Origin of the sequence: Metaplanococcus flavidus (genome assembly GCF_042675885.1) — a bacterium.
Lineage (GTDB): Bacteria > Bacillota > Bacilli > Bacillales_A > Planococcaceae > Planococcus > Planococcus flavidus.
On record NZ_JBHTKI010000008.1, the window covers coordinates 123385 to 150123 of the forward strand.

At 45.4% G+C, this 26739-nt stretch carries 30 protein-coding genes; 6 read left to right on the forward strand and 24 right to left on the reverse strand.

The window, feature by feature from the left end; translation table 11 throughout:
* Positions 1-27: 27 nt before the first annotated feature.
* From ACFQ1X_RS05625 to ACFQ1X_RS05645, 5 genes are all read right to left on the reverse strand, one after another.
* A complete protein-coding gene (locus tag ACFQ1X_RS05625) occupies positions 28-1332 on the reverse strand; it encodes a pyrimidine-nucleoside phosphorylase (protein WP_144837113.1) in 1305 nt (434 codons plus the stop codon).
* 17 nt (positions 1333-1349) lie between these two features.
* Positions 1350-2534, reverse strand: a complete 1185-nt coding sequence (deoB, locus tag ACFQ1X_RS05630) for a phosphopentomutase (RefSeq protein WP_379081706.1) — start codon at positions 2532-2534, stop codon at positions 1350-1352.
* Between the two features lie 68 nt (positions 2535-2602).
* Positions 2603-3505 carry a site-specific tyrosine recombinase XerD gene (xerD, locus tag ACFQ1X_RS05635; RefSeq protein ID WP_144837116.1) on the reverse strand — a complete coding sequence of 301 codons (903 nt, stop codon included), beginning with the start codon at positions 3503-3505 and terminating at the stop codon, positions 2603-2605.
* Positions 3506-3574: 69 nt separating this feature from the next.
* Complete coding sequence (fur, locus tag ACFQ1X_RS05640; protein ID WP_144837119.1) at positions 3575-4057, reverse strand: ferric iron uptake transcriptional regulator; 483 nt, start codon at positions 4055-4057, stop codon at positions 3575-3577.
* Between the two features lie 104 nt (positions 4058-4161).
* Positions 4162-4713 carry an NUDIX hydrolase gene (locus ACFQ1X_RS05645; RefSeq protein ID WP_144837130.1) on the reverse strand — a complete coding sequence of 184 codons (552 nt, stop codon included), beginning with the start codon at positions 4711-4713 and terminating at the stop codon, positions 4162-4164.
* A gap of 80 nt (positions 4714-4793) precedes the next feature.
* Between ACFQ1X_RS05645 and ACFQ1X_RS05650 the strand changes: the two genes are divergently transcribed.
* Both ACFQ1X_RS05650 and ACFQ1X_RS05655 read left to right on the forward strand, forming a co-directional pair.
* On the forward strand, positions 4794-5696 hold the full coding sequence (locus tag ACFQ1X_RS05650) for an aldo/keto reductase (protein WP_144837133.1): 903 nt from the start codon (positions 4794-4796) through the stop codon (positions 5694-5696).
* Positions 5697-6484: 788 nt separating this feature from the next.
* Complete coding sequence (locus tag ACFQ1X_RS05655) at positions 6485-7942, forward strand: UDP-N-acetylmuramoyl-L-alanyl-D-glutamate--2,6-diaminopimelate ligase (RefSeq protein WP_144837136.1); 1458 nt, start codon at positions 6485-6487, stop codon at positions 7940-7942.
* 134 nt (positions 7943-8076) lie between these two features.
* Here the strand turns inward: ACFQ1X_RS05655 and guaC are convergent, their stop codons facing one another.
* The 3 genes from guaC to ACFQ1X_RS05670 form a co-directional block, all read right to left on the reverse strand.
* Entirely contained in the window at positions 8077-9060 is a 984-nt protein-coding gene (gene guaC, locus ACFQ1X_RS05660; protein ID WP_144837139.1) for a GMP reductase, read from the reverse strand.
* 175 nt (positions 9061-9235) lie between these two features.
* Entirely contained in the window at positions 9236-9445 is a 210-nt protein-coding gene (locus ACFQ1X_RS05665) for a DUF3886 domain-containing protein (RefSeq protein WP_144837143.1), read from the reverse strand.
* Between the two features lie 13 nt (positions 9446-9458).
* Positions 9459-10643 (reverse strand): acetyl-CoA C-acetyltransferase, encoded by a 1185-nt coding sequence (locus ACFQ1X_RS05670; RefSeq protein WP_144837146.1) that lies wholly within the window; start codon positions 10641-10643, stop codon positions 9459-9461.
* 81 nt (positions 10644-10724) lie between these two features.
* On the opposite strand from ACFQ1X_RS05670, the gene ACFQ1X_RS05675 reads away from it, so the two are divergent.
* Positions 10725-11624, forward strand: a complete 900-nt coding sequence (locus ACFQ1X_RS05675; protein ID WP_144837149.1) for a hydroxymethylglutaryl-CoA lyase — start codon at positions 10725-10727, stop codon at positions 11622-11624.
* A 13-nt stretch (positions 11625-11637) separates the two neighbouring features.
* Positions 11638-12630, forward strand: coding sequence for an alpha/beta hydrolase (locus ACFQ1X_RS05680; RefSeq protein ID WP_144837151.1), 993 nt, complete (start codon positions 11638-11640; stop codon positions 12628-12630).
* Positions 12631-13078: 448 nt separating this feature from the next.
* Here ACFQ1X_RS05680 and ACFQ1X_RS05685 read toward each other — a convergent pair whose 3' ends face one another.
* The 5 genes from ACFQ1X_RS05685 to yneA all read right to left on the reverse strand — a co-directional run bounded on the left by ACFQ1X_RS05685 (position 13079) and on the right by yneA (position 16801).
* Positions 13079-13330 (reverse strand): YneF family protein, encoded by a 252-nt coding sequence (locus tag ACFQ1X_RS05685; protein WP_144837154.1) that lies wholly within the window; start codon positions 13328-13330, stop codon positions 13079-13081.
* 124 nt (positions 13331-13454) lie between these two features.
* Entirely contained in the window at positions 13455-15455 is a 2001-nt protein-coding gene (gene tkt, locus ACFQ1X_RS05690) for a transketolase (RefSeq protein ID WP_144837157.1), read from the reverse strand.
* A gap of 87 nt (positions 15456-15542) precedes the next feature.
* On the reverse strand, positions 15543-15776 hold the full coding sequence (locus ACFQ1X_RS05695; protein ID WP_144837160.1) for a DUF896 domain-containing protein: 234 nt from the start codon (positions 15774-15776) through the stop codon (positions 15543-15545).
* Between the two features lie 57 nt (positions 15777-15833).
* Complete coding sequence (locus tag ACFQ1X_RS05700) at positions 15834-16487, reverse strand: YneB family resolvase-like protein (RefSeq protein WP_144837163.1); 654 nt, start codon at positions 16485-16487, stop codon at positions 15834-15836.
* Complete coding sequence (yneA, locus tag ACFQ1X_RS05705; RefSeq protein ID WP_144837166.1) at positions 16484-16801, reverse strand: cell division suppressor protein YneA; 318 nt, start codon at positions 16799-16801, stop codon at positions 16484-16486. The genes ACFQ1X_RS05700 and yneA overlap by 4 nt, the downstream gene beginning before the upstream one ends.
* A gap of 162 nt (positions 16802-16963) precedes the next feature.
* Here yneA and lexA point away from each other — a divergent pair, with 162 nt between their 5' ends.
* Positions 16964-17584 carry a transcriptional repressor LexA gene (lexA, locus tag ACFQ1X_RS05710; protein ID WP_144837169.1) on the forward strand — a complete coding sequence of 207 codons (621 nt, stop codon included), beginning with the start codon at positions 16964-16966 and terminating at the stop codon, positions 17582-17584.
* A 126-nt stretch (positions 17585-17710) separates the two neighbouring features.
* On the opposite strand, the gene ACFQ1X_RS05715 is transcribed toward lexA, so the two are convergent.
* The 5 genes from ACFQ1X_RS05715 to ACFQ1X_RS05735 all read right to left on the reverse strand — a co-directional run bounded on the left by ACFQ1X_RS05715 (position 17711) and on the right by ACFQ1X_RS05735 (position 21546).
* Positions 17711-17905, reverse strand: a complete 195-nt coding sequence (locus ACFQ1X_RS05715) for a hypothetical protein (protein WP_144837172.1) — start codon at positions 17903-17905, stop codon at positions 17711-17713.
* 164 nt (positions 17906-18069) lie between these two features.
* Positions 18070-18270 carry a hypothetical protein gene (locus tag ACFQ1X_RS05720; RefSeq protein ID WP_144837175.1) on the reverse strand — a complete coding sequence of 67 codons (201 nt, stop codon included), beginning with the start codon at positions 18268-18270 and terminating at the stop codon, positions 18070-18072.
* Positions 18271-18458: 188 nt separating this feature from the next.
* Positions 18459-19793 carry a type I glutamate--ammonia ligase gene (glnA, locus tag ACFQ1X_RS05725; RefSeq protein WP_144837178.1) on the reverse strand — a complete coding sequence of 445 codons (1335 nt, stop codon included), beginning with the start codon at positions 19791-19793 and terminating at the stop codon, positions 18459-18461.
* Between the two features lie 39 nt (positions 19794-19832).
* Positions 19833-20216 (reverse strand): MerR family transcriptional regulator, encoded by a 384-nt coding sequence (locus ACFQ1X_RS05730; RefSeq protein ID WP_144837181.1) that lies wholly within the window; start codon positions 20214-20216, stop codon positions 19833-19835.
* Between the two features lie 97 nt (positions 20217-20313).
* Positions 20314-21546 (reverse strand): methionine gamma-lyase family protein, encoded by a 1233-nt coding sequence (locus ACFQ1X_RS05735; RefSeq protein ID WP_144837184.1) that lies wholly within the window; start codon positions 21544-21546, stop codon positions 20314-20316.
* Between the two features lie 106 nt (positions 21547-21652).
* Between ACFQ1X_RS05735 and ACFQ1X_RS05740 the strand changes: the two genes are divergently transcribed.
* Positions 21653-22258 carry a trimeric intracellular cation channel family protein gene (locus ACFQ1X_RS05740; protein ID WP_144837187.1) on the forward strand — a complete coding sequence of 202 codons (606 nt, stop codon included), beginning with the start codon at positions 21653-21655 and terminating at the stop codon, positions 22256-22258.
* Positions 22259-22310: 52 nt separating this feature from the next.
* Here the strand turns inward: ACFQ1X_RS05740 and ACFQ1X_RS05745 are convergent, their stop codons facing one another.
* From ACFQ1X_RS05745 to ACFQ1X_RS05770, 6 genes are all read right to left on the reverse strand, one after another.
* Entirely contained in the window at positions 22311-22610 is a 300-nt protein-coding gene (locus tag ACFQ1X_RS05745) for a rhodanese-like domain-containing protein (protein ID WP_144837190.1), read from the reverse strand.
* A gap of 39 nt (positions 22611-22649) precedes the next feature.
* On the reverse strand, positions 22650-22781 hold the full coding sequence (locus ACFQ1X_RS05750; protein WP_379081722.1) for a hypothetical protein: 132 nt from the start codon (positions 22779-22781) through the stop codon (positions 22650-22652).
* Positions 22782-22967: 186 nt separating this feature from the next.
* Positions 22968-23192 carry an RNA chaperone Hfq gene (gene hfq, locus ACFQ1X_RS05755; protein ID WP_033544068.1) on the reverse strand — a complete coding sequence of 75 codons (225 nt, stop codon included), beginning with the start codon at positions 23190-23192 and terminating at the stop codon, positions 22968-22970.
* A gap of 15 nt (positions 23193-23207) precedes the next feature.
* Positions 23208-24158 (reverse strand): tRNA (adenosine(37)-N6)-dimethylallyltransferase MiaA, encoded by a 951-nt coding sequence (gene miaA, locus ACFQ1X_RS05760; RefSeq protein WP_144837193.1) that lies wholly within the window; start codon positions 24156-24158, stop codon positions 23208-23210.
* Positions 24151-25071: an alpha/beta fold hydrolase gene (locus ACFQ1X_RS05765; protein ID WP_144837196.1), complete on the reverse strand. Its 921-nt coding sequence runs from the start codon at positions 25069-25071 to the stop codon at positions 24151-24153. Before ACFQ1X_RS05765 ends, miaA begins: the two co-directional genes overlap by 8 nt.
* A complete protein-coding gene (locus ACFQ1X_RS05770; RefSeq protein ID WP_144837199.1) occupies positions 25068-26732 on the reverse strand; it encodes a glycerol-3-phosphate dehydrogenase/oxidase in 1665 nt (554 codons plus the stop codon). The genes ACFQ1X_RS05765 and ACFQ1X_RS05770 overlap by 4 nt, the downstream gene beginning before the upstream one ends.
* Between the last annotated feature and the right edge of the window lie 7 nt (positions 26733-26739).

Consider the following 26739-nt stretch of genomic DNA (forward strand, 5'->3'; position numbering starts at 1 on the left):
CTTGCCGGAAAATCCGGCAAGATTCTGTTAGTCTGTAATCAATTTTGAAATCAGCTGAATCTTTTCAACCGGTTCATCTTTGAATTCTATACTATTATATAACATCTCCGTACATTGCGCGAGGTCCTCTGTATTTGAATAGACAGTTGCGATGGATTCGCCTTTTTTCACGAAGTCTCCTACTTTTTTATGGAGGACGATGCCGACGGCCAGATCGATTTCAGAATCCTTTGTCGCTCTGCCGGCTCCGAGAACCATTGCCGCAGTACCGATTTCATCCGCTTCCATAAAGGAAATATACCCCTCTTTTTGTGAAGGGACTTCTTTTATGAATTTTGCTTGAGGCAGCAGGCTGACATCGTCCACGACGGCAGGTTTGCCGCCTTGGGCTGCGATAAACTGGCGGAAAACTTCCAATGCTTTTCCGTTATCGATCACTTCTTCAAGCATTTTCCGCGCCTCGTCAAGGTTGTCTGCTCCTCCGCCTACAACAACCATCTGGCTGCCAAGCACGAGGCAAAGTTCCGTCAGGTCTTCAGGTCCATTCCCCTGCAAAGTTTCGATGGCTTCCTTCACTTCCAGCGCATTGCCGATTGCAAAGCCGAGAGGCTGGCTCATGTCGGAAATGATCGCCATTGTTTTGCGCCCTGTGGCATTTCCTATGCCGACCATAGCGTGCGCCAGCTCTTCCGCATCTTCAGCCGTTTTCATGAATGCACCTTCGCCGGTTTTCACATCGAGAACGATGGCATCTGCTCCAGCGGCTATCTTCTTGCTCATGATTGAGCTTGCGATCAACGGAATGCTGTTGACAGTTGCTGTAACGTCTCTTAATGCGTACAACTTTTTATCAGCCGGAGTCAAATTGCCGCTTTGGCCGATGACCGCAACCTTGATATCATTGACCTGTTTGATAAAATCTTCGGTGGATAATTCCACATGGAAGCCTTCAATCGCTTCCAGTTTATCGATCGTGCCCCCAGTATGCCCAAGGCCACGTCCGCTCATTTTTGCAACAGGCACTCCGCATGCCGCAACCAATGGTCCAAGTACCAAGGTTGTCGTATCGCCTACACCGCCAGTAGAATGCTTGTCCACTTTGATGCCGTCAATAGCGGAGAGGTCAATCTGATCTCCTGAAGCCGCCATGGCCAGTGTCAGGTCTGCGCGTTCACGGTCCGTCATGTTCTGGAAATAGATTGCCATCAGAAAAGCGCTCATCTGATAATCATCGATATTCCCTGCCGTATAGCCCGTTACGATATATTGGATTTCTTCTGTAGAAAGTTCAAAACCGTCTCTTTTCTTTTCAATCAAATCTACCATTCTCATGAAGGTCAACCGCCTTTTTATTTTAATTTTGATAGGAAACTCGTGCCGAATTTCGGCATTGGCACCGAGAAGTTTTCTGCTATTGTCGCACCGATGTCGGCAAATGTTGAACCAAGACCCAGTTCTTTCCCTGCTTCAAAGCGAGGGGAATAGGCAAGCAACGGGACGAATTCACGTGTGTGGTCCGTGCCCGGGAATGTCGGATCGTTGCCATGGTCAGCCGTGATGATCAAAAGATCGTCACTGTCCATCTTTTCGAGCACTTCCGGCAATCGGCGGTCGAATTCCTCAAGTGCCGCTCCGTATCCGTGGGGATCACGGCGATGGCCGAACAGCGCATCGAAGTCCACCAGGTTCAAAAAGCTGAGACCGTTAAATTCTTCGCCAGCTACTGCAGCCAATTTATCCATGCCATCCGTGTTGTCTTTCGTGCGCACTGCTTTTGTTACGCCTGCACCGTTGTATATATCATCGATTTTTCCGATAGCAACGACATCTTTGCCATTGTCTTTCAGTTCATTCATAACTGTACGGCTAAATGGTGCCAGGGCATAATCATGCCGGTTTGTTGTCCGTTTGAATGCGCCTTTTTCACCAAGGAAAGGGCGGGCGATTACACGGCCAACCAAAAATTCGGGAGATAAGGTCAACTCCCGCGCAATTTCACAAATTTCATATAATTCTTCAAGCGGCACGATTTCCTCATGCGCTGCAATCTGAAGAACCGGATCAGCGGATGTATAGACGATGATTGCTCCTGTTTCCATATGCTGTTCTCCGAGCTCATCCAGAATTTCTGTGCCGCTGGCTGGCTTGTTGCCGATCACTTTGCGGCCGGTTTTTTCCTCAAGCTGAGCAATCAATTCTGGCGGAAATCCATCCGGATACACTTTGAACGGCGTATCGATATTAAGGCCCATTATTTCCCAGTGTCCCGTCATCGTATCCTTGCCGACAGAAGCTTCCTGCAAACGGCCATAATAAGCTTCAGGAGTCGTTACAGGAGAAATTCCTTGCACAGACTTGATGTTACCGAGTCCCAACTTTTTCATATTCGGCATAGATAGGCCGCCAACCGCTTCAGCGATATGGCCAAGGGTGTCAGATCCAACGTCACCGAAAGCTTCCGCATCCGGCGCTTCGCCAATGCCTAAAGAATCCAATACTACTAGATGAATGCGATTGAAGTTTTTAATTGTCATTTAACATCCTCCTCATTTACATGATTATTTTAACATATATTTTTAAAATGTCAGATGTCTGACCTTTGTCAGGCTCTGGGATGGAACTGAGAATAGACATCTTTTAACCGGGTTTTGCTGACATGGGTATAAATTTGCGTGGTTGAAATATCCGCATGGCCCAGCATTTCCTGCACTGCCCGAAGATCTGCCCCGTTTTCAATCAGATGTGTGGCAAAAGAATGGCGCAAAGTATGAGGTGTCAATTCTTTTTGAATTCCGGCTTTCTGTGCATGCTGCTTCAACAATTTCCAGAATCCCTGCCTAGTAAGTCTTTTACCCCTTTGATTGATGAATAAAGCATCTGTCGTAATACCGGGCTTTGCCAGATCGCCACGGGCATCCGATATATAGTCCCTGCAGGCGGCGAGTGCTGATTTGCCCAAAGGGATTATGCGTTCTTTTCCGCCTTTTCCGAAACAGCGCACAAAGCCCATCGTCAAATTTACGTCTTCCATATCCAGGCTGATACATTCACTGACACGCATCCCACTGGCATATAATAATTCAAGCATCGCCTGATCTCTCTTGCCATTCGCTTTGGAGGTGTCAGGGACTTCTATCAAAGCCTCAACTTCTTCAATCGACAGTACATTCGGCAATTTTTTATCCATTTGCGGCATCTCCAGATGAACCGTCGGATCCTTATCCACAATCCGCTCTCTGATCAGAAATTGGTGAAAAGAGCGGATCGATGAAATATGCCTTGCCACTGTCCTCGATGACATTGTAGTTTCTTTCAGATGGCTGAGGTGATTAAGAATATGTATGCGTTCTACGTTTCGCAGCGATTCCAATTGTTCCACTTCTTTCAAATACTGTACATAACTCTTCAGATCGCGCTCATACGACAATAATGTATTGGCCGCAAGCTGCCTTTCCACCCTGAGAAACTGCAAATAATCATCCAGCGCATCTTTTGCGTATTTCATTTTCTCCGCCTCCTTGAACTTTTATTACTGAAGTGATCTTTAAATTAAAAAAACGGCCATTACTGGCCGTTACTCACTATCGCCTCGGTTTTCTGATAGATCATCCTGTGTGCTGCGGTCATGGCAGCGCCAACAAATGCCATGGAATGTAAGGCGGTGGTCTTTAATTTGAAAGTTCCAGCGTTTTTCTACAACATTTTCGACATCTTCAAGCAAATCTTCCTGTATTTCATCCACTGCCCCGCATTCCAGACAGACAAGGTGATGATGGAAATGTGCTGCGCCTTCTTGTCGAAGGTCGTAGCGGGAAACTCCATCACCGAAATTTATTTTATCAACAATTTTTAATTCAGTTAATAGCTCCAGAGTCCGATAAACAGTAGCCAGCCCGATTTCCGGTGCGATATCCTTTACTAATAGATAGACGTCTTCAGCACTGAGATGGTCCTCTTCATGGTCTAGCAATATTCGAACTGTCGCTTCGCGCTGTGGCGTCAATTTATAGCTCGCAGCGTGTAATTGCTTTTTGATCCGATCAATCCTGGTTTCCATGCGACGCCCTCCCTCAAACTGTCTTCATTATATCAAAGGTGCGTTCTCAATTACAAGGATGCAAGCAGTCTTTTAATTATAATGATTATCATGTACAAATCCTTCTAATTCTCAATTGATAATCGTTGTTTTGCCCACAGCACAGCAAAAGCTGTTTTTGCATCAAATATACGGTTGTCCCGCATCATTTCCTCAGCTTCTTCCACCGTCACTTCCATCAGTTCAACGAATTCATCTTCATCCGTGACTGCGCCCGATTCAGCTTTCCTTAATCCTTCTGCAAAAAACAGATGTACCACTTCGTCAGCAAAACCGGGGGAAGTGGAAAATGACTGGATCAATTCAAGTGAATCAGCCGAATAACCGGTTTCCTCTTCGAGTTCACGCATCGCTGTCGTTTCAGGAGACTCCCCTTTTTCAAGTTTTCCTGCCGGCACTTCAATAATCGAGCGTTCAAGGGCTTTACGGTATTGTTCCACCATGATTATTTTGTTTTCTGGGGTGAATGCCAGAATGGCTACAGCTCCCGGGTGTTCTATCAATTCGCGCTTGGACGTCTTTCCGTTGGGCAAATTCACTTCGTCCACTTTCAAATTGATGATTTTCCCTTCATATATCCGTTCAGAACGGATTGTTTTTTCTTCAAACTTTTTCATAATGAGCCTCTTTTCATTTGTGATTTTTCTATCGCAAAGTATAACATAAGAAGAATAGTATTCTAAAATGAGGTGAAACGATGAAACGCAATCAATTAGGCAACAGTATTCTCGAAGTCAGTGAAATTGCCCTCGGCTGCATGTCTTTGCCAAATAATGAAAATGAAGCAAGGATCATTGTTGATAGTGCCCTTGATGGCGGCATCAATTATTTCGATACAGCTGACCTATACGGCAAAGGGAAAAACGAAGAAATCGTCGGAAATGCCATCGGAGAACGTCGCAACGAAATCATTTTAGCGACAAAAGTGGGCAATGAGTGGCGTCACGATTCAGATGAAGTTCAATGGAATCCATCAAAGTCCTATATCAAATCTCAAGTACACCAAAGCCTTAAAAGATTGGACACCGATTGGATTGACTTGTATCAACTTCACGGCGGGATGATTACTGACTCCTCCGAAGAAACGATCGATGCATTTGAATCCCTGAAAAAAGAAGGCCTGATTCGCGAATACGGCATTTCTTCCATCAGGCCGAACGTCATCAACCGCTATCTGGCAAACAGCGACATCGCTTCTGTGATGATGCAATACAGCCTCCTTGACCGCAGGCCCGAAGAATTTCTCGACAAAATCGGCGATGCTGGAAGATCTGTCGTGACCCGCGGAACTTTCGCAAAAGGTCTATTGACGACCGAAGGACTTGAACGATTAAAAAATAATGACGGTTATATGGATTACAATGCAGATGAACTCGAAAAAGTGCTGACTGAATTAATGAAAATTGAAGACAATTTAAATGCGCTGGCCATTCATTCTGTTTTGCAGCACAACACTGTCGCTTCGGTAGTGGCCGGTGCGAGTTCTGCTGCCCAGATCCAGCAAACTGTGGCCGCCTATCATACAGAAATTTCAACAGACCAGATCGCTGCAGCAAAAAAACTTACTAAACAATCCAACTATACGCAGCATCGTGATTAAAGTGAGGAACTGCGATTGCAGTTCCTTTTGATTTTCTGAACTTTGAAAAATGGAATATCCAGGCTGTCGAGAAACTGTCCATTTCTCAAATCATTTCGCTTTAGACGGGCGCTTTACTCGGGTTCAAGGTGAAATCGGAATACTTGTTTCTTGAAACTGACTTAAAAGTGTATGCTTTTAGAGAAAGCAATCTGAGATATGGAGCAAAAAAGCGAAGACGCCCAGGGGAGCAGGCGAATGCCGACGAAGTGCAAGATCCACTCGGACGAAGTGAAACGAGACCGAGTTAGCTCAGCGCGAGCCAAGAGTTGGCCGAAGGTAGTTCGGCCGAGTCTTTGCGACGAAGCTAGCGCAGCGATGCAACGCCCTTTCATGTCTCGAAGCTAGCGTAGCGATGCAGAGACAGGAGCAGCCTTAAAATCGTGCTCCTGCAGTGCTACGCACTTCGTCGCAAAGGCAATATCCTCGCAGGGGTCGGATACTGCCTTCGAAGCTGTTTTGCGGAATATCGATTTTCATTTTTACTTTCTCAACAAGCTGGAATATCGCTATCCTTTTTGTTGAATTAAGTGCTCTTCTATAATAGACTAAATAGTAGGAATTATCTGATAAATAAGAAAGTACTAGTTCTAAAGTTACTTGGTTTCCAACCGGATGCGTGTTGTAATTGTTACAGGATTAATTATTTCATTTTGGCTCATATTCCCACTACATACCGGTTTTACTTTTCAGCTCCTCTAACTTTGCTGGGGAATAAAAAATCACTGATAGAAAGGTCCGCATATATAATGAAACTTAACGAATTGCTAAAAGGAGTCACCCTCCTGAACAACATAGACAACTATATATATGACCTGCCTATCCATGGCTTGGCTGATAGCTCCCAGGAGGTCAATGAGGGGTTTCTTTTCGTTGCCATCAAGGGCTTTAAAGAAGATGGCCATAAACATATCCAGCACGCCATCCAACAAGGTGCTGCAGCAATTGTCGGCGAACAGGACATAACAGACCTCTCTGTACCCTACCTGCAAGTTTCCAATACGCGGATTGCCCTGGGCGTCATGGCAAAGAATTTCTACAGAGATCCTGCCAGCCGTAAGATTATGATTGGGATAACCGGAACCAACGGCAAAACTACCACAAGTTATTTGATCAAGCACCTGCTGGAACAAAATGGAATCTCCTGTTCAGTTATGGGTACCATTCAGAATATCGTGAACAATGCATCCATCAAGTCCGCCAACACAACTCCCAGCTCACTTATTCTGGAACAATTACTGGCACTCAGCAATGACGAGGCAGTAGTCATGGAAGTATCGTCGCACGGACTTACACAGCATAGAATCGAAGGCATCGAATTTGATCTCTGCCTGTTCACCAATCTGCATCATGAGCATCTCGACTATCACGGTTCAATGGATAATTATTTTGAAGCCAAATCAGTGCTATTCGATCATTTAAAGCCAGGCGGTACAGCGATTATCAATATTGATGACCAATGGGGCGAAAAACTCAATCACAAACTGTTGGAAAAAGGAGTAAATGTCTGCAGCATTGGGCGTCGCCCTGAAAGTTCACTGCAAATTGCTTCCATTGATATGGCGCATTCTGCTGTCCATTTTAGAGACCCGCACGAAACCATCCTCCTGTCTCCGATGGCAGGCATACACAATATCTATAATTCCATGATGGCTTACGCATCCGCCTTAACCCTCGGCGTTCCTAAAGATGCCATTCATCGCACCATTGCCAATTTTGAGGGAGTAGAAGGAAGATTTGAAACTTCTAAAACATCAACCGGCGCCGTTGTGATTGTCGATTATGCCCACACCCCCGATGCGGTTTACCACTGCCTGACGACGGCAAAAGAATCCGGCGCAAAACGGATTGTCCATATATTTGGTTTCCGCGGAGATCGTGACACCACCAAGCGGAAAGAAATGATCGAAATCACTTCCCGGATCAGTGACCGGTTTATCATCACGACTGATGACCTGAATTCGGTATCAGCCCAAGAGATGCAGAAAATGTCTTCTGATTTCGTTGAACAATATGGCAATAATAAAGGCAGCGTATTGATGGACAGGACAGTAGCCATACAGCAAGCCATCAGCCAAAGTTCTGCAGGCGACTGGATTGTCATTACCGGCAAAGGCCACGAAAAATACAGCCATGACTTCCAGCTTCCAACCGATTCCGATAAGGAAACGGTTCGTTATAGTTTGAATGGTTCCAGCAAGGAATAACCCGGAGCCACTTCTTCCTCTAAACAGAAAGAAATAGCTGCCAAAATTAAAGCCGGCACAGGAAGCGCATCAACGCGCTTTCTGTGCCGGCTCTTTTATATCTTAGTGCCCGTCTGGTCGGACTGGAAAGTTGCTCAATAGACCTTATCGCCATTAAAAATTGAATTTTTCACAACCACATAATCAACATAACGGATGGCTTCCAATTTATCGCCGCCTGCATACGAAATCGAGGATTGCAGATCCTGTTCCATTTCAGTCAATGTATCCTGCAATGCCCCTCTGTATTCGACGAACATCTTTTTGCCTTCAACGTTTTTCTTTTCACCTTTTTGAAATTCAGAAGCCGATCCGAAATACTCTTTATACAAGATGCCATCCCGCTCCACTGTTTCGCCTGGAGATTCTTCGTGTCCTGCAAATAAGGAACCGATCATAACCATCGACGCACCAAAACGTACAGATTTTGCGATATCGCCGTGTGTCCGGATTCCACCGTCAGCAATAATCGGCTTGCTCGCTGCTTTTGAACACAACCTCACAGCAGCCAGCTGCCAGCCTCCTGTACCGAAACCGGTCTTGATTTTGGTGATGCACACTTTCCCTGGCCCAATACCCACTTTTGTGGCATCGGCCCCGGCATGTTCCAATTCTCTGACAGCCTCAGGCGTTCCGACGTTGCCGGCTATCAGGAAGCTTCCCGGCACCAATTTCTTGATGTGCTTAATCATACTGATGACTGCATCGGAATGGCCATGCGCCACGTCGATTGTCATATATTCAGGTGTCAGCCCTTCTTCTGCCAACTGGTTTACAAAGGTATATTCCTCATCTTTTACCCCAACGCTGATGGAAGCATACAAGCCACGGCTTTGCATATCTTTAATGAAATCAATGCGCTGCTCCGGTTTGAATCTGTGAAGAATATAGAAATAATCATTTTCCGCAAGATAAATCGCTGTCGTTTCATCGATGATCGTTTGCATGTTTGCCGGGACTACCGGCAGCTTGAATCTGCGTCTGCCAAATTCCACTGATGTGTCACATTCAGAACGGCTGTTTACTATCGCTTTTGCAGGAACCAATTGAATATCTTCGTAATCAAATACACTTTCCATCATTTACACTCCTATATACGAACATTATATTTTAATTCACCGGCAATCGTTCGCCAATTAACAATGTAACGTAATCTTCATCACAAGTCAAAAACAATATTCAACGCCGCATTAATTTTTTTTCGCCAATAAAAATACCGGATGTCCAAAATTGCCCATCCGGTACATTACAACTTTAAAACTTACCGCCCTGATCACCGTGTTTATCCAGAAGTTCAGCAAAAGACATATTCTTTTCACGCTGTTTGCGATCAAAAATCCGTTTTGCTTCTGCTTCTTCACGTTGTTGCTGCTCTTCAGCCTGCAACGCTTTTTTGGTGTCTTTCAATTTTGCCAGAACGTCTTCATTGAATAAACTATTGTTTTTCTCTTCTTTTCTTGCCACTTGAACCCGCTCCTTACGCACGTTTTACGATTGTTGCGACACCTTGGCCGCCGCCAATGCATAATGTCGCTAAACCTGTTTTCGCATCACGTTTCTGCATTTCGTGCAGCAATGTAACAAATATGCGTGTTCCGCTCGCGCCGATCGGATGACCGATTGCAATCGCTCCGCCGTTGACATTCAGGATGTCATGATTGAATTGCAATTCGCGGTCGACCGCAATGGACTGTGCCGCAAATGCTTCATTCGCTTCGATCAGCTCAATGTCTTCGAGCGACATTCCCGCTTTTGCCAATGCGTTTTTCACAGCCTGCACAGGTCCGATGCCCATAATTGCCGGATCCACCCCGGCGTTGCCGTTTGCAGCAATCGTAACCAGCGGTGTCAAGCCGAGTTCATCCGCTTTCGCTTTTGTCATTACCACAACTGCAGCCGCCCCGTCATTGATTCCTGATGCGTTGCCTGCGGTTACACTGCCATCTTTTTTGAAGGCCGGACGCAGTTTACCAAGTTTCTCTTCGGTGGAAGAAGCTTTGATGTACTCATCAACCGAGAAGATAATCGGGTCTCCTTTGCGCTGTGGAATTTCCACAGGAACAATTTCGTCCTCGAATTTACCTTCTTCTACTGCTGCAGCCGCACGTGCTTGAGAGCGTGCGGCAAATTTATCCTGTTCTTCTCTTGAAATGCCATATTTATCGCAAAGGTTTTCAGCTGTGTTGCCCATATGATAATCGTTGAAGGCGCAAGTCAAACCATCTGCAACCATACTGTCGATGACTTTCTGGTCTCCCATCCGGAATCCGCCTCTTGCATTTTCCAGCAGGTAAGGCGCACGGCTCATATTCTCCATTCCGCCCGCAACAACAATTTCCGCATCTCCTGCGAATATTGCCTGATAAGCCAAATGGATCGATTTCAAACCGGATCCGCAAACCTTATTGATGGTCATCGATGGCACCGTTTCCGGCAAGCCTGCGTTAATTGCTGCCTGGCGCGCCGGGTTTTGCCCGAGCCCTGCCTGAAGGACGTTCCCCATAATCACTTCAGATATCTGTTCCGGTTTCAACCCGGCGCGTTTGACCGCTTCCCTTATGACGATTGCACCCAACTGGGTGGCGGGTACATCTTTCAGACTCCCTTGGAACGACCCCACTGCAGTTCGCACTGCACTTACGATTACAATTTCCTGTGACATTTTTCATTTCCCCCTTGTTTGATTGAAACTGGTTGCTCTTTTATCCCCCGCATAGATACAATGGAAGCAGGGGGGGATACTATGTTAAGTTTACCAAAAACAGTAACGATTATCGAGGTTGGACCGCGTGATGGCCTGCAAAATGAAAAGCGCCTGGTCTCGACCGGCGATAAATTGGCGTTTATCAAAGCGCTGCAACAGGCAGGCATTGAAGAAATGGAATTAACTTCATTCGTGTCACCAAAATGGGTGCCGCAAATGGCGGATTCCAAAGAAATTGTTGCCAGCGCAAATAAGATCGGCCGCCAATTCGTCCTGACACCGAATGAACGCGGCATTGGCGCTGCGCGCGAAGCAGGTGCGGATGCTCTTGCGGTCTTCGTCGGAGTATCTGATTCTTTCAATAAAAAAAATATCAATAAAACGACTGCTGAAAGCATGGCGGCCTTAAAACCACTCATACTCCAATTAAAAGAAGACGGTATTTTTATCCGTGCCTGCATTTCAACAGCTTTTTACTGTCCGTTCGAAGGAGCTGTAAAAACGGCAGATACTATCCATTTATGCCAGCAATTTGTCGACTGGGGTGTCGATGAACTGAGTGTTGCTGATACCATCGGAATGGCAAATCCTGCAGAGAGTTACACTCTGTTCAAACAATTGAAAGAAAAATTCCCCGAAACTCTGTTGACTGCCCACTTTCATGACACCAGAAAAATGGCGCTCGCCAATATTTTTGCCGCGCTGCAGGCTGGCGTCGACCGTTTCGACACTTCAGCTGGCGGACTTGGCGGCTGCCCGTTCGCCCCGGGCGCAACCGGCAATGTCGCGACCGAAGACGTTGTCAATATGCTGCACCGGATGGATATACCAACGGGCATTGACCTGAATCTTTTGTATAGTGCGATAGAAAAAATTGAACCGCATGTGTCAAATCCGATTAATACGGGAATGTATACCTTATACAAAAACCGACTTTAAAGGAGCATCGGACATGAAAAAACGCGTCCTCCAAATTTCAGCTGCAATTTCAAGTACTTTTACCTTGCTGGCTGCAATCACCGGCATCATTGCCAGCAACCGGCTTATGTACGTAAAGAAAAAAGACGAAGATTTGATTTTGGAGCGCGAAACCTCAGCCAAACGCTATGATGAAGTCTGGTATGCCAATGTTAAAAAGCAGGAACACTGGATCGAGTCCCAAAACGGCTATCAGGTCCATGCGGTATTTCTGGAGCCGCATGACACCCAAAGATATGTCATCATCTGCCATGGAGTCACAGAAACAAAGGTCAATTCTTTTAAGTTTGCAAGGATGTTTGAGTCGCTCGGGTTCAATTCTGTAGTTTATGATCACCGGCGCCACGGCGGGTCCGGTGGCAAAACGACCAGCTTTGGGCATTATGAAAAGCTGGACCTCCAAGCGGTGGTGGATCAGCTGAAGCAACATGCGGGCCCGGATTTGGTGTTCGGCATCCACGGGGAATCGATGGGTGCTGCCACTACTTTGCTCTATGCCGGAATGAGGGATGACGCCGCATTCTATATATCCGACTGCGGTTATTCGGATATATCTGAACAGGTCCTGCATGTTATGCAGACAACAACTCCCTTAAAAACACCCTTTGCACTAAAACTTGCCGCTTTTTTCATGAAGTTAAGGGATGGTTATCATATCAGCACAATGTCTCCCAGAGAGGCAGTTAAATCGATAAAGAAGCCTGTTCTGTTTGTGCATAGTTTACCTGATGAATTCGTGCTCCCCGAAATGAGCATCGAAATGCACCAATTAAAACAAGGTCCAAAAACCTTGAAATTGTTTGACCAGGGTGGCCACGCCCAATCTTTCAATGAAAATCCAGAAGAATATACGGAAACTGTAAAAAGCTTTCTTATCGAGCATGGCATTATTGCGGCGGAAGAACTTGAGCGGACTGCCTCACTCCCCATCGACAGGGCTGAAAGTGAAAAAGAAAAAACTTCCTGAAGAGGAAGTTTTCTTTAAATGTCGAGAAACCAACAACTTCTCCAATCATTTCGCTCTAGGCGGACGCTTCCCACGTGGAGCGGCCTGCCGCTTCATTCTGTTGTGTGCAGAATGGCAGTGTCCACTTTCTCACGTGCAACATACTTAAACTTGTATTCCTTTATAGAAAGTAATCTGAGATATGGAGCAAAACAGCGAAGACGCCTAGGGGAGCAGAAGCGGAGTTGGCTTTCCAACTTCGCTTCGACGAAGTGCGAGTCCCTTCGGGTGCTCCTGCATCGCTTCGCTGCTTCGTCGCAAAGACTTAGCCTCGCATGCTTCGGCTAATGTCTTCGAAGCTGTTTTGCGGAATATCGGTTTTTAATTTTCTTTCATCAATAATATCTGTTGACATAATATAGTAATGTAAACTATATAGAAATAGAAAAAGCACTCATTCGAGTGCTTTTTATTTTTTGGCTTTTTTAGCCGGTTTTTCAGGTTTAGTTGACGCTTTATTCATTTGAGCCATCATTTGGTTGATTTTTTTCTGAGATGGTTTTTGTCCCATTTGCATCATCATGATGCGGAGCATTTCTTCGTTAATCGGTGGATTGTCTTGCAGATACTTCATCATATAGCGGCGTGCGATGAAAAATCCAAGAGCAACACCTGCGAGCAAAGCGAAAATCACGATTACGATCCAGATCCATGTATCCAAATTTATTACCTCCCTCGTGTTGCTTAAATATATTAGTGCACCAAAAAAATTATACTATAAAACAGGCTCTCTGACCATAACAAGAAAAAAAGAAAAACGGGAGCGATTTCGCTCCCGCAATCCATTACCCGTTGATCAATTTTTTCACTTTTGCAACCACATTGTCTGGAGTGAATCCGAATTCCTCGATAATGCGTTGGCCCGGAGCACTTGCTCCAAAGCGGTCAATTGCAAGAACATCGCCTTCATCACCTGTATAACGGTCCCATCCGAAAGATGAGCCCATCTCAATGGCAAGACGTTTCTTAACTGTTGACGGTATTACCGATTGCTTATATTCTTTATCCTGTTTTTCGAAGCGATCCCAAGATGGCATTGAAACTACTGACACTGAAATATTTTCTTCAGCCAGTTGTTTTTGCGCTTCAACAGCCAAACTTACTTCTGAACCGGTAGCAAGTAAAATCGCTTGTGGGTTATCAGCTCCTGAAACCACATATGCGCCTTTTTCCACTCCCGCTTCAGCAAGCTCTCCTGTCTGCTCAAGCACTGGCAGATCCTGGCGTGAAAGTACCAGTAAAGTAGGGTGTGATTTTGCAGTCAATGCCAATTTCCATGCTTGTTTCGTTTCGTTGGCATCTGCTGGACGGATGACGTTCAAGTTCGGCATTGCGCGAAGAGACGCCAAGTGTTCAACAGGTTCGTGGGTTGGACCATCTTCACCGACAGCAACACTGTCATGCGTAAAGACGAATGTAACCGGTAAGCCCATTAGAGCCGCCAAGCGGATTGCAGGACGGACATAATCACTGAATACGAAGAACGTGCCGCCGAAAACGTGCAAGCCGCCATGCAGCGCCATGCCGTTCAAAGCAGTCCCCATTGCGAATTCACGTACACCGAACCAAATGTTACGGCCAGCAGCATTTTCAGCGTCGAAATCGCCGCCGCCCTTGATGTTCGTTTTATTTGAACCTGCAAGGTCAGCACTTCCTCCGAAGAAAGAAGGGACAGTTTTAGCTATTGCGTTGACCATATCACCAGATGAAGCACGCGTCGCCTGCTTTTTGCCTACTTCATATGAAGGAAATTCAGCATCGAAGTCTTTTGGAAGATCTCCGCGAATTGCAGCTTTCAGCTGTTCAGCCAATTCAGGATATTCTCCTTCGTATTGCTCGAATAATTTATTCCATTCCGCTTCCGCTTTACCGCCAAGTTCATCCGTAGACTGTTTAAATGTCTCGTAGACTTCTTCCGGCACGTGGAAATCTTTATCAAACGTCCATTCATAATACTCTTTGACCAGTTTCATCTCGTCTTCCCCAAGAGGTGCCCCGTGAGCATCCGCTTTACCGGATTTGTTCGGTGCGCCATAACCGATAACGGTCTTCACTTCGATCAAAGTCGGTTTGTCAGTGGAAGATTTTGCTTCTGCAATCTTCGCTGAAAGATCATCCAATTCATTGCCGTCGTCGACACGCAAATAATTCCATCCGTAGGATTCGAAGCGCTTTTGGATATCTTCGGAAAAACTCATGCTGAGATCTCCATCAAGCGAAATATCGTTGCTGTCATAAAGAATAACCAGTTTGTCCAGTTTCAAATGGCCTGCAAGGGAAATAGCTTCGCCCGCAACACCTTCCATCAAATCCCCATCTCCGCACAAAGCGAAAGTATGGTGATCGACAACATCCATATTCTCTTTATTGTATGTTGCCGCAAGATGTTTTTCAGCCATCGCCATGCCGACAGCCATGCCGATTCCCTGTCCAAGCGGTCCGGTAGTGGCCTCTACACCAACAGTGTGGTGATATTCCGGATGCCCCGGAGTTTTTGAATCCCACTGGCGGAAATTCTTAATTTCTTCCAGTTCAAGTCCATATCCGCTCAAATGCAGTAAGCTGTATAGAAGCATCGAGCCGTGCCCTGCAGATAATACAAAGCGGTCACGGTTAAACCAATCAGGATTTTTTGGGTTGTGATTCATGTGTTTAGTCCATAATGTATAAGCCATTGGTGCTGCCCCCATAGGCAAGCCTGGGTGGCCTGAGTTCGCTTTTTCAATCGCATCTATGGAAAGTGTGCGAATAGTGGTTACTGCTAATTGGTCAGTGTGATTCGACATCGTAACATCCTCTCTGATACAAAAAATTTTCTCCCTTTCTAGTTTAGTCAACAATAGAAAAGAATACAACGAAAAAGAGAATAAGTATTAATTCAAATACTTATTCTCCCGGCTATTTTTGACCTTTTCAGGAGTCACATCGTCCCCATTGGGATCAATGACTGTAACATTTTCAATTGTGCCTCGCATCGTTTTACGGAATGTTTCCAAATACTCCTGTCGTAAAGCGCTTTGTTCTTTCGCTTCTTCTACTGACAACCCGGCAGTCTTGGATTTTTTTGCGAGTTCATTTATACGATTCATTTTATCAGGTACTAACATAAACATCCGCCTTTCTACTTTTACATGGTATAAAAAAAGAAAGGCATGTGCAAGAAATTAGTGTTGTGATAATTGTTGAAACTCCTTGTATCTCCGGTGCACTGTCGCTTTGCTGGCCTTATAGCCGAAACCTTCCAGTGTCACGGCAATCTCATGGAAAGTCATACCGCTGGCTTTCAGATTGACGATTTGGTCCAAAGGCAATTCCAGACGTTCACGTCCTTGCGGATTCCCTTTGCCTTTAAGGTTTTTCTCTGGTTTATAACCATTTTCCACAGCACGCCGCATGCCCCGCTTTATCTTGGCATTATGTATTTTACGCTGATATTCTTCTACAATGGCCAATATCTCCAGAACCATATCGTCCATATCGTTCAGCGCAATCTGGCCTTTGTCGGACAGAGTGTAGACATCGACGCCGTATTTCTTCATGACATGAAGCAGCGCAATTCTCGCATGTCCCCGCCCGAGACGGGTTTCATCCTGAACGAATACTGCATCCATTTTATCGGTCTTGATGCTGTTAAGCATTTCAAGCAGTCCGTCCCTATCCATTTCATAGCCGCTGTGCTGATCACGAAATACCTGCTCAACCAGGTATCCCTGATCGAAGGCAAACTTCATCAGTTCTTCTTCCTGGCGGTCAAGAGAAGTTTCCTGGGTCTCTTTTTCTGTGCTAACGCGGCAATAAAGAAAAGCTTTTTTCTTCATTCTGCATCACTCGCAAGTTTTAAGCTGTCGTCTGGAGCAAAGTCCAGCTGTTCGTCCGGAATCAGCAGAGTTTGGCCAGCTGTGATGACAGGTGCAGTCAAATTATTTTCTCTCATAATTTCATCAATCCATTCATGGTGCGGAATATTCCCGCTGTATTCATCGGCCAGTGTCCACAGGGTATCACCTTGCTCTATCTTCATCTGGACTGTATGGGCCTGATTATTATTATGGGATAGAACATAGTAAAATGAAAGGATGAGTATGAGAAAAAAGAATCCAAATACGTATGAGTTTTTCTGAATAAATGTCAAAAATATCGCCTCCTGGGAATGTTCGTTCGGAATGTATGTTCTTATAATAATGCGAACAGGTGTTTTTGTCAACACAAAATTCGAACCTATGTTTGCATTTCAATACCCAAGTTGATATAATTAAATTAGAAAATAAGAAGTTTACTAAAAGAGGTGAAACTGTTGAAGAAAGTATCGAAACGCCAGGAAGATATTCTGACTTTCATTAAAAATGAAGTGCGTGAAAAGGGTTACCCGCCCTCCGTACGTGAAATCGGTGAAGCAGTTGGTCTGGCTTCAAGCTCTACTGTCCACGGCCATCTTGCACGACTGGAAAGCAAAGGCCTGATCCGCCGGGACCCAACCAAACCAAGAGCAATTGAGGTCATTACCACTGATGAGGCGCTGATTGACAAAAGCCCGGTACTGCATGTGCCATTAATCGGTAAAGTAACAGCAGGTCAGCCAATTACAGCCATCGAAAATGTTGAGGAATATTTCCCTTTGCCGCAAACTTACGGCACTGAAGATGATCATATCTTTATGCTTGAGATCATGGGGGAAAGTATGATAGAAGCTGGCATACTGAACGGCGATTATGTAATCGTCAAACAGCAGCAGACAGCGAATAATGGGGACATAGTCGTAGCTATGACCGAGGAAGACGAAGCTACTGTGAAACGTTTTTTCCGGGAGGAGAACTTTTTCCGCCTCCAGCCTGAAAACTCTTCAATGGACCCAATCATCGTGGACGCTGTTTCCATTCTCGGCAAGGTCGTAGGGGTTTATCGCCAAATACATTAAAGTCAGTAAAAAAGAGCCAAGGGAAAATTCCCTTGGCTCTTTTTTGAATTTAATTCACAGCGATTGGAACTTTTAAAAATGCCGCAGTCAGCAGCTCATTTCTCGAATCCATTGACTTGGAAAATATTACAGTTCAGAAACGACTATATATTTTACCAGGTTTACTGTAATCCGATAATTGTTCTTGTCTGCCTCGTCCTGGAATTCATACGTACCATTTGTTGGTATACTGCTCAAGGCCGTTTCCTTGCTGCTCGCTTTGACGTAATGCGTCAACGTATTGCCTTGATCAAAATGAAAATCAATTTGATAAGTTTTCAAAAAATTTCCTCCTTATGCGTTGATTCTTCCCTACTGATACAGTTTAGCATAGAATGGTGGACCGTCCGAGCCGGGAAGAAATACTCAACCCTTGTTTCTTGCACACAAAAACTCCGTTGCCGCCCTGTATTTCAGGCGAGTCCGGAGTTCCTGTGTTGTTCAAATTACAATGATAAGTCAGTCTTGCGCTGCATTTTCACCCACCATTCAATATGTGAGCGATCAAATACAATCATATTTCCATATGGCTTGCTGTGTGGAATTTTTTTTGCCGATAAAAATTCATTGATTTGCTGTTCTGACAATGGATATCCCACTGATTCCAGATAAATCAGCAGATTTTCAATCCCTTGAATTTTTGCCATTTAATCACCTCCAACAAAATCCTCCTTGCGAACAAAGAAAATTCAGTACGAGTTATTAAATTGGCACGGCACTTATAATATACCACTATATCAAAGCTTATAACCCTATCTGCAAAGTTTTTTATGCGCACTTCAATGAAATATAGTTTAAAATTACAGCAGCCCGCAGGCTGCTGTAATTTTTTCTATTAATACATCTTCAAGTATTGTTCGCGTTCCCATGGGTGTACAGAAGTTCTGAACATATCCCATTCGATTTCTTTAGCTTCAACAAAGTTCTTGAGGATATGCTCACCCAATGATTTTGTCATCACATCGTCATCCTGAAGTTCCTGTAAAGCAGCATACAATGTGCCTGGCAGATCTTCAATGCCGACAGCCTGGCGCTCTTTTTTATTCATTGCGTAGATATTGCGGTCAACCGGCTTCGGTGGAGTCAGTTTGCGTTTGATGCCGTCAAGTCCAGCCCCAAGCAATACTGCCATCGCCAAATACGGATTTGCTGCAGGATCGACAGATCTGACTTCAACACGAGTCGAAAGGCCGCGTGAAGCTGGGATACGGATAAGCGGGCTGCGGTTGCGTCCAGACCATGCTACGTAACATGGCGCTTCGTAACCAGGTACCAAACGCTTGTAGGAATTGACAGTCGGATTTGTTACGGCTGTAAAGCCTTGTGCATGCTCTAATATGCCAGCCATGAACTGGAATGCCGTTTGGCTTAGTTTCATATCTCCGTCTTCATCAAGGAAAGCATTTTCCTTGCCGTTGAAAAGCGACACGTTCATATGCATGCCCGATCCATTGACACCGAACAAAGGCTTCGGCATGAATGTAGCATGAAGACCATGTTTTCTGGCAATTGTTTTTACAACTAATTTAAATGTTTGGATGTCGTCACAAGCTTTAATGGCATCTGCATATTTAAAATCGATTTCATGCTGTCCAGGTGCCACTTCGTGGTGGGAGGCTTCGATTTCAAAGCCCATCTCCTCCAGTTCCAGGACGATGTCGCGTCGGCAGTTTTCCCCAAGGTCCATCGGTGCAAGGTCAAAATAGCCACCGTGGTCATTCAGCTCAAGAGAAGGTTCTCCTCTTTCATCAAGTTTGAACAGGAAGAATTCCGGCTCCGGTCCAAGATTGAAATGAGTGAATCCCAGTTCTTCCATCTCTTTTAAAACGCGTTTAAGGTTTGTGCGCGGGTCTCCGGCAAAGGGTGTGCCGTCTGCATTATAAATATCACAGATCAGGCGTGCAACTTTCCCTTTTCCTGTGATCCATGGGAATACGACCCAAGTATCAAGATCCGGGAACAAATACATATCCGATTCTTCAATGCGGACAAATCCATCAATTGAAGATCCGTCGAACATCATTTTATTGTCCAGCGCTTTTTCAAGCTGGGATGTCGGGATTTCCACGTTTTTAATAACTCCAAGAATATCGGTGAATTGCAGACGGATGAAGTTTACATCCTCTTCTTTAACTAATCTTTGAATGTCTTCTTTTGAATACTTACCCATGCTCTTTTCACTCTCCTATAAGTTTTATGTAGCCCAATTCTATTGATAGAATCGGGATAAATCACTTGATCTGTGATTGGGCCTGTTGTAAAAATTCCCCGGCATGATTTCTTCCCGAAAAATTCTTCGGACATCATCATCACTCAGATTTTTCGGTTCAGCCAATACATTTTGCGGCTGGTCTTTCATTTCGATGATTTTTCGGATGCCTGCGATATTGAGGCCCTGATCCAGGAAATCCTTGATTTCCAGCAGCACATCGACATCATTAAGCGAAAACATGCGTTTATTGCCATCTGTCCGGGCTGGGCTGATTAAACCGTTTTCTTCATAATAACGGATTTGGCGTGCTGTTAAATCTGTCAGCTGCATTACTATGCTGATTGGTAAGATCGGCATAGTCCGTCGGATGCGATTCGTCATATTGTTCACCCTTTTAATTTGTACTTATTAAACAATAATAAATGATGTAAGGTTATCTGTCAATAGTTTGTCAGATAACCTTACAAAGTGACACTTATTATTCTATTTTCTGTTTTTGAAGAGCTTCTACAGCGTGGGTCACAGCTATCTTTACATGTTCGTAGGTAAGTCCTCCTTGAATATAAGCTGTATAAGGAGGACGTATAGGTCCGTCCGCCGTCAATTCGATGCTTGAACCCTGCACGAACGTGCCAGCCGCCATGATTACATCGTCTTCGTAACCCGGCATATACGCTGCCTCCGGCAGGAATTGCGCATTCACTGGTGAATTGGCTTGGATGGTCCGGCAAAAAGCGATCATCTGCTCTGCGGTTTCAAACGACACGGATTGAATCAAATCTGTCCTTTTATCGGCAAAATGCGGGCTGGTCTGCATGCCTGCATTTTGTAGCAGTGCCGACGTGAAAATCGCTCCTTTTAAGGCTTGTGAAACGATATGCGGAGCCATGAAAAAACCTTGATACATATCCGGCAATGTATTGAGTGACGCTCCTGCCTCTCCTCCTATACCCGGAGAAGTCATGCGATAAGCGCATTTTTCAACCAAATCCTGTCTGCCGGCAATATATCCACCAATTTTCGCCATACCACCGCCCGGATTTTTAATGAGGGAACCTGCAATCAGATCCGCTCCCGCTTCAACCGGCTCCCGCTCTTCCACGAATTCTCCGTAGCAATTGTCGACGAATACGACGGCTTCCGGCTTCAGCTCTCGAATCCGCAGAATCATTTCCTCAATTTCCTCAACCGCAAAAGAAGGCCGCGTATCATAGCCTCTCGAGCGCTGAATGGCAATGACCTTGGTTTTCGTGTTAATTGCAGCGCTGACTTCCGGCCAGTCAATCCCATAAGTTGCAGTCAAATTGACATGGCGGTAACCAATGCCGAAATCCTTCAATGAACCGGTATCCTTCTTTCCGCCACTGACAATTGATTCCAGTGTATCGTATGGTTTTCCGGTTATATACAGCAGCTCATCACCAGGACGAAGAACGCCGAATAATGAAATGGTGATGGCATGCGTTCCGGAAATGATCTGAGCTCGAACCAGTGCAGCTTCAGCTTTGAAAACCTCTGCATATACACGCTCCAATGTATCGCGGCCTTCATCATCATAACCATAGCCAGTGGAAGGGTGGAAATGATTATCACTCACTTTGTGACTGTGGAATGCCGACAGTACCTTTTGCTGATTAAAAAGAGCGATTTCATCTGCTGCCTGTAATTGTTTTTGGATTTTTTCTTCTGTCTTTCGGATTGTAGTAAGCATAATTTTCTCCGTTCTGTTATTTATTCCTCCTATTATTGTCATGCGCTTGAAATTGCGTCAAATTCTGCTACAATTCATAGAGTTGAAGTAAGCGGGAGGTAAGTTTATGGCGTGGGAAGTATTAAGTGCGATCGGTACTATCGCGTTTGCAATATCCGGTGCAATTATTGCGATGGAAGAGGAATTCGATATTTTCGGTGTCTATCTTCTGGGCATAGTGACTGCATTTGGCGGAGGTGCTGTACGCAACCTGTTGATTGGCGTGCCTGTTTCAAATCTTTGGGAGCAAGAAATGATGATCCAGCTGGCTTTGGTGTCAATCACATTGGTCTTTTTGTTCCCTCACCGCCTGCTTGGACAATGGAACCGCTGGGGACATTTTTTTGACGCAATCGGACTTTCGGCTTTTGCCATCCAGGGTGCCTTGCATGCAGTGGAACTCAATCTACCGGTTTACGCAGTAGTCGTCGCAGCGGTCTTGACTGGTTCTGGAGGCGGCATCATACGTGATATGCTGGCCGGCCGAAAACCTTTGGTGCTGAAAGTGGAGATCTATGCGGTCTGGGCAGCAATGGCCGGTTTGCTGATCAGTGTGGATCTGATCCGGAATGATTTTTATCTATATATATTATTTACAGCCATCACCGTATTGCGTATTTTATCCTACACCTATAAATGGCGTTTGCCTTCCAGAAAAATTACATCCGTTTAAAAAACCGACCGGAATTGATATCCGGTCGGTTTTTTCATGGACAATAAATTGTTCAGGCTGTCGTTTCCCCGTTCCAGTTCAGCATGCCGCCCTCTACATTCGTGGCGTCAACTCCCTGTTCATTCAGAAAATCACTTGCTCTTCCGCTCCGGGCACCGGACCGGCAAACCAAATAATATGGCTTGTCCTTTTCGAATTCACCTACACGGCTGTCCACTTCACCCAAAGGAATATGTTTCGCACCTGGAATGATTCCGGCTGCCACTTCATCCGCTTCCCTTACGTCTATGATATTTAATTGCTCGCCCGCTTCAATACGCTCCAGCAATTCATCCGTTGTAATTTTTTTCATCCGTATCAACCTCCATATATAATCTAACCAAGTAAAATGCTATAGGGAAAGAATGGTGCTGTCAATTAAAAAACCGGCCACCACTGTGGCCGGTCTGTTGTCGCTTTTCGCTGTCCAGACTCCAGCGGCCCAGCTCTTCGGGTCATAAGCCAGCTCGTGTCCAGTCTCCAACGGCCAACTCCTCGGTCTTAAGCTGTCCTTCCTATACGGCAAAGAGCGCCGCTTCGGAAGTTCATCTTAAGCCTGTCGGAGCTGAACGGCCGTTTCCGCATTTCGGGACTATGCGGCAAAGGACGCCGCGCCGCTGATCCGTCTTATGTCTTTCAGAGCTTAGCGGGCGCTGTCGCTTTTCACTTCTTATTCCTGGTGTTCAATAGAGACCGCTTTTGCGGGAGAGAAAGTGGAGATCGCATGTTTGTAAATAAGTTGCTGTTTACCATCCGTCTCAACCAGCACCGTAAAATTGTCATAAGATTTAATGGTCCCTTTCAACTGGAAGCCATTGAGTAAAAAGACAGTAACAAAAATATTATTTTTACGCAGCTGATTCAAATAAACGTCCTGGATATTTACTGGTTTCATTAAAATCCCCCTATTTCACCAATTCTTTTTTTGTTTACACATTAACTCAATTCGACGTGCACGGTCGTTCTCCTGCAAAAACAATTCAATTTGTTCAATATTTTCCTCTAAATCATTCACTCCATCGATCCAAAGCACGGGCAGTTTGTTCCGGAAATAGGTCAATTGCCGTTTGGCGTAATTTCTTGAATTTTTTTTGAGTAAAGTTTTAGCTTGTCCGAGCTCCATTTTTTGATCAAAGTACGCATAAATTTCCTTGTATCCAATGGCATTTATGGATTGGACATCCCGCAACCCGCGCTTATGGAGAGCTTCCACTTCTGCCAGCAAGCCTTCTTCCACCATCGTTTCGACTCTAAAGTCGATTCTTTCATAAAGAATGTCCCGTGCAATATCAATGCCGACGATCAATTCATTGTACATGGGCTCCAGGGCCAGGCTCCTGTCCACCTGTTCTTCGCTGCCAAGCCTGATTTCCAGTGCCCGGATCACTCTTCTTGTGTTATTCGGATGAATATCGGTTTCAGGATCCAATGTGATCAATTTATTGTGCATATGTTCCGGTCCGAACTGTTCCAATTCCTGGTAAAGTTCGTTGCGTAATTTTTCGTCCACCTGCGATTCCGAAAAACGGTAATCGAATAAAACAGCCTGGATATAGAGTCCGGTACCACCGACGATGATCGGCAATTTTCCGGCGTCACTTATTTCTTTTATCTTGGAGCGCACAAGCTGTTGATACTCTGCCACTGAAAAAGGTTCCTCCGGATCTTTGATATCCAATAGATGGTGCGGAATACCTTCCATTTCCTCAGGTTTCACTTTTGCAGTTCCTATCGACATGCCGCGGTAGATCTGCATTGAATCCCCGTTGATGATTTCCCCGTCCAGTGCTTTTGCCAATTGGATGCTTAAAGCCGTTTTGCCTGATGCAGTCGGACCGACTATAGCCAGCACATCAATCATGGCCGGACATCCAATCAGCCATTACCTTGAAATAACGCTTTTTCTCCACTTCATGGAGCAGTTCATGGCGCGCTCCTTCTCCCAAAAAGATTTGTACCTCTTGAATGCCCGCTTTTTTATATTTTTGTGCAGCGGCAAAAAGATCTTTTCCTTTATGCCCTACAGGATCTTCTGAACCACTGATCAACAGGATAGGCAGGTCCTTCCGGATTTTACTGATTTCCTCTTTTTTATTGATCAGCAGCATCCCTCTAAAAAGATCGGCGAAAAACTGATTCGTGGAAACAAAACCGCACATCGGATCCCTTTCATATTTTGCCACCTCAGAAGCATCACTGCTGAGCCAGGCAAACGCTGAGCCTTCTTCTTTGAAATCCTTGATAAACGGACCGAACACAAGAGAACCGAGTGCTTTGCTTTTTTCATCTTTGCCATTCAGCTTTCCATTTCCTTTAGCAAATAGGATTCCCATTCTTCCAGCTATTCCCGGGTCGCCGCCTGTGCCTGACAATACAGCGCGGCTTACATCTTCACTGAATAGTTGAATATATCGGCGACCAATGAAAGAACCCATACTGTGGCCGAATAGAATAAAAGGAAGCTCACCGATTTGATCCTGAACCGCTTCAATGACTTCACGAGCATCATGCACCACACGGTTGAAACCATTGTGTTCGGCAAAAAAACCTTGCACTCCATTTCTTTCCGCTGTTCGTCCGTGCCCTCTCTGGTCGTGGCCGGATACAGCAAAGCCACAACTAGTCAAGTATCGGATAAATTCTTCATAGCGCGCAATGTGTTCAGCCATTCCATGAATAATATGGACATGGGCTTTTGGTTCTTCCGGTAAATAAACCTCGTAATAGATTTCTTTGTTATCTGAGGCTTTTATAAAATTCTTTGTAATCTTCATTGCGGCAGTCCCCTTCCAAAACGGGTTGCTTTATCGAGTTCATCGTTCAATTCCCTGCGGAAGCGCTCTTGCTGCCCTTCACTGTAATTCAACTCTTTAGCCATATACCCCAATACCTGTTCTTTGTATTGGATGACATCGGAAATATGGAAATAAAGATCTCCTGTTCTTCTAATGAAAAAATCACTTGGCGTGAGGGCCATTTCATTTTCAATCGTGTAGGATAATACCGCAGCCAGTACATCGGGCAACCCATCCTCATGCAGTTCTGTGGAGCGTTTCCAATAATGTTCAAACACTTTCCCTGCATTGGTACCAAAAAACTGAGCGAACATACGTCCCTCTTCCGGCGTCAGGCCAAATTGCTGCGATTGCAGCGCCGTGCTGTGGACAAAACGCGGAAAGTTTTTGGATCCCCCAAAATCTCCCCCGGATAAAGGAAGCTTTTTGGTATGGGATTTGCCGTATTTTTTGCCTCCGTCTTTCTCCAGCGATTTAATGACACGATCGGTAATCGCCTCAGCCATCTTGCGGTAACCGGTCAACTTGCCACCGGCTATGGAAATCAATCCGTTTTCCGATTCCCATACTTCATCTTTGCGCGATATTTCAGAAGGGTCTTTGCCTTCCTCGTAAACAAGCGGCCTGACGCCTGCCCAGGTTGACTCGACATCGGAAGGTGACAGTTTCGCGGAAGGAAACATATGACTGATGGCTCTCAATAAATAGGTGACATCCTCTTCTGAAGCCGCTGCTTCTGCCGGGTCTCCCTCATAAAATGTGTCGGTCGTCCCGATATATGCTTTATCGTCACGTGGAATGGCAAAGATCATTCTGCCGTCGGGCGCATCGAAATAAACCGGCTGCCGCAGAGGAAATGTTTTGCGGTCAACAACGACGTGAACCCCTTTTGTCAGTCGAATCTGTTTGTCAGCCGCTGTCGAATCGATGTCACGGATTTCGTCCACCCATGGTCCAGCTGCATTCACGACTTTTGTTGCTGAAATCTCCAGCTTTTTGCCCGTGACAGAACATACCGCTTCCACACCGGCTACTTTGCCATTTTTATAGAAGAAGTCTTCCGCTTTTGCATAATTGAGGCAAAGCGCCCCAAGTTCCGCCGCCTTTTTAAGAATTTCCAGCGTCAGTCTGGCATCGTCCGTGCGATATTCAACGTAGTAGCCGCCGCCCTGCAAACCTTCACTTCTGAGTAAAGGTTCTTTAGCCAAAGCTTCTTCGGTGGACAGCATTTTGCGCCGCTCCCCTTTTTTGACACCGGCCAAATAATCATAAATACGCAAACCGACAGAAGTGGTGAATGGACCAAACGTTCCGCCTTTATGGAACGGGAGAAGCATCCACTGCGGTTCTGTTACATGCACGGCATTTTCGTAGACCACTTCCCGTTCCCGCCCGACATCACGCACCATTTTCACTTCAAATTGCTTCAGATAGCGCAGACCGCCGTGGATCAGTTTGGTCGAACGGCTGGAAGTGCCGGAAGCAAAATCATTTTTTTCGATTAAGGCAACCGACAATCCTCTTGAAACGGCATCGAGCGCGATTCCCGCTCCAGTTATGCCTCCGCCGATCACCAGTAGGTCGAATCTATAATTCTCCAATTCTTCTAATTTCGCTTGTCGAAGTTTGGCTGACAACATACATCTC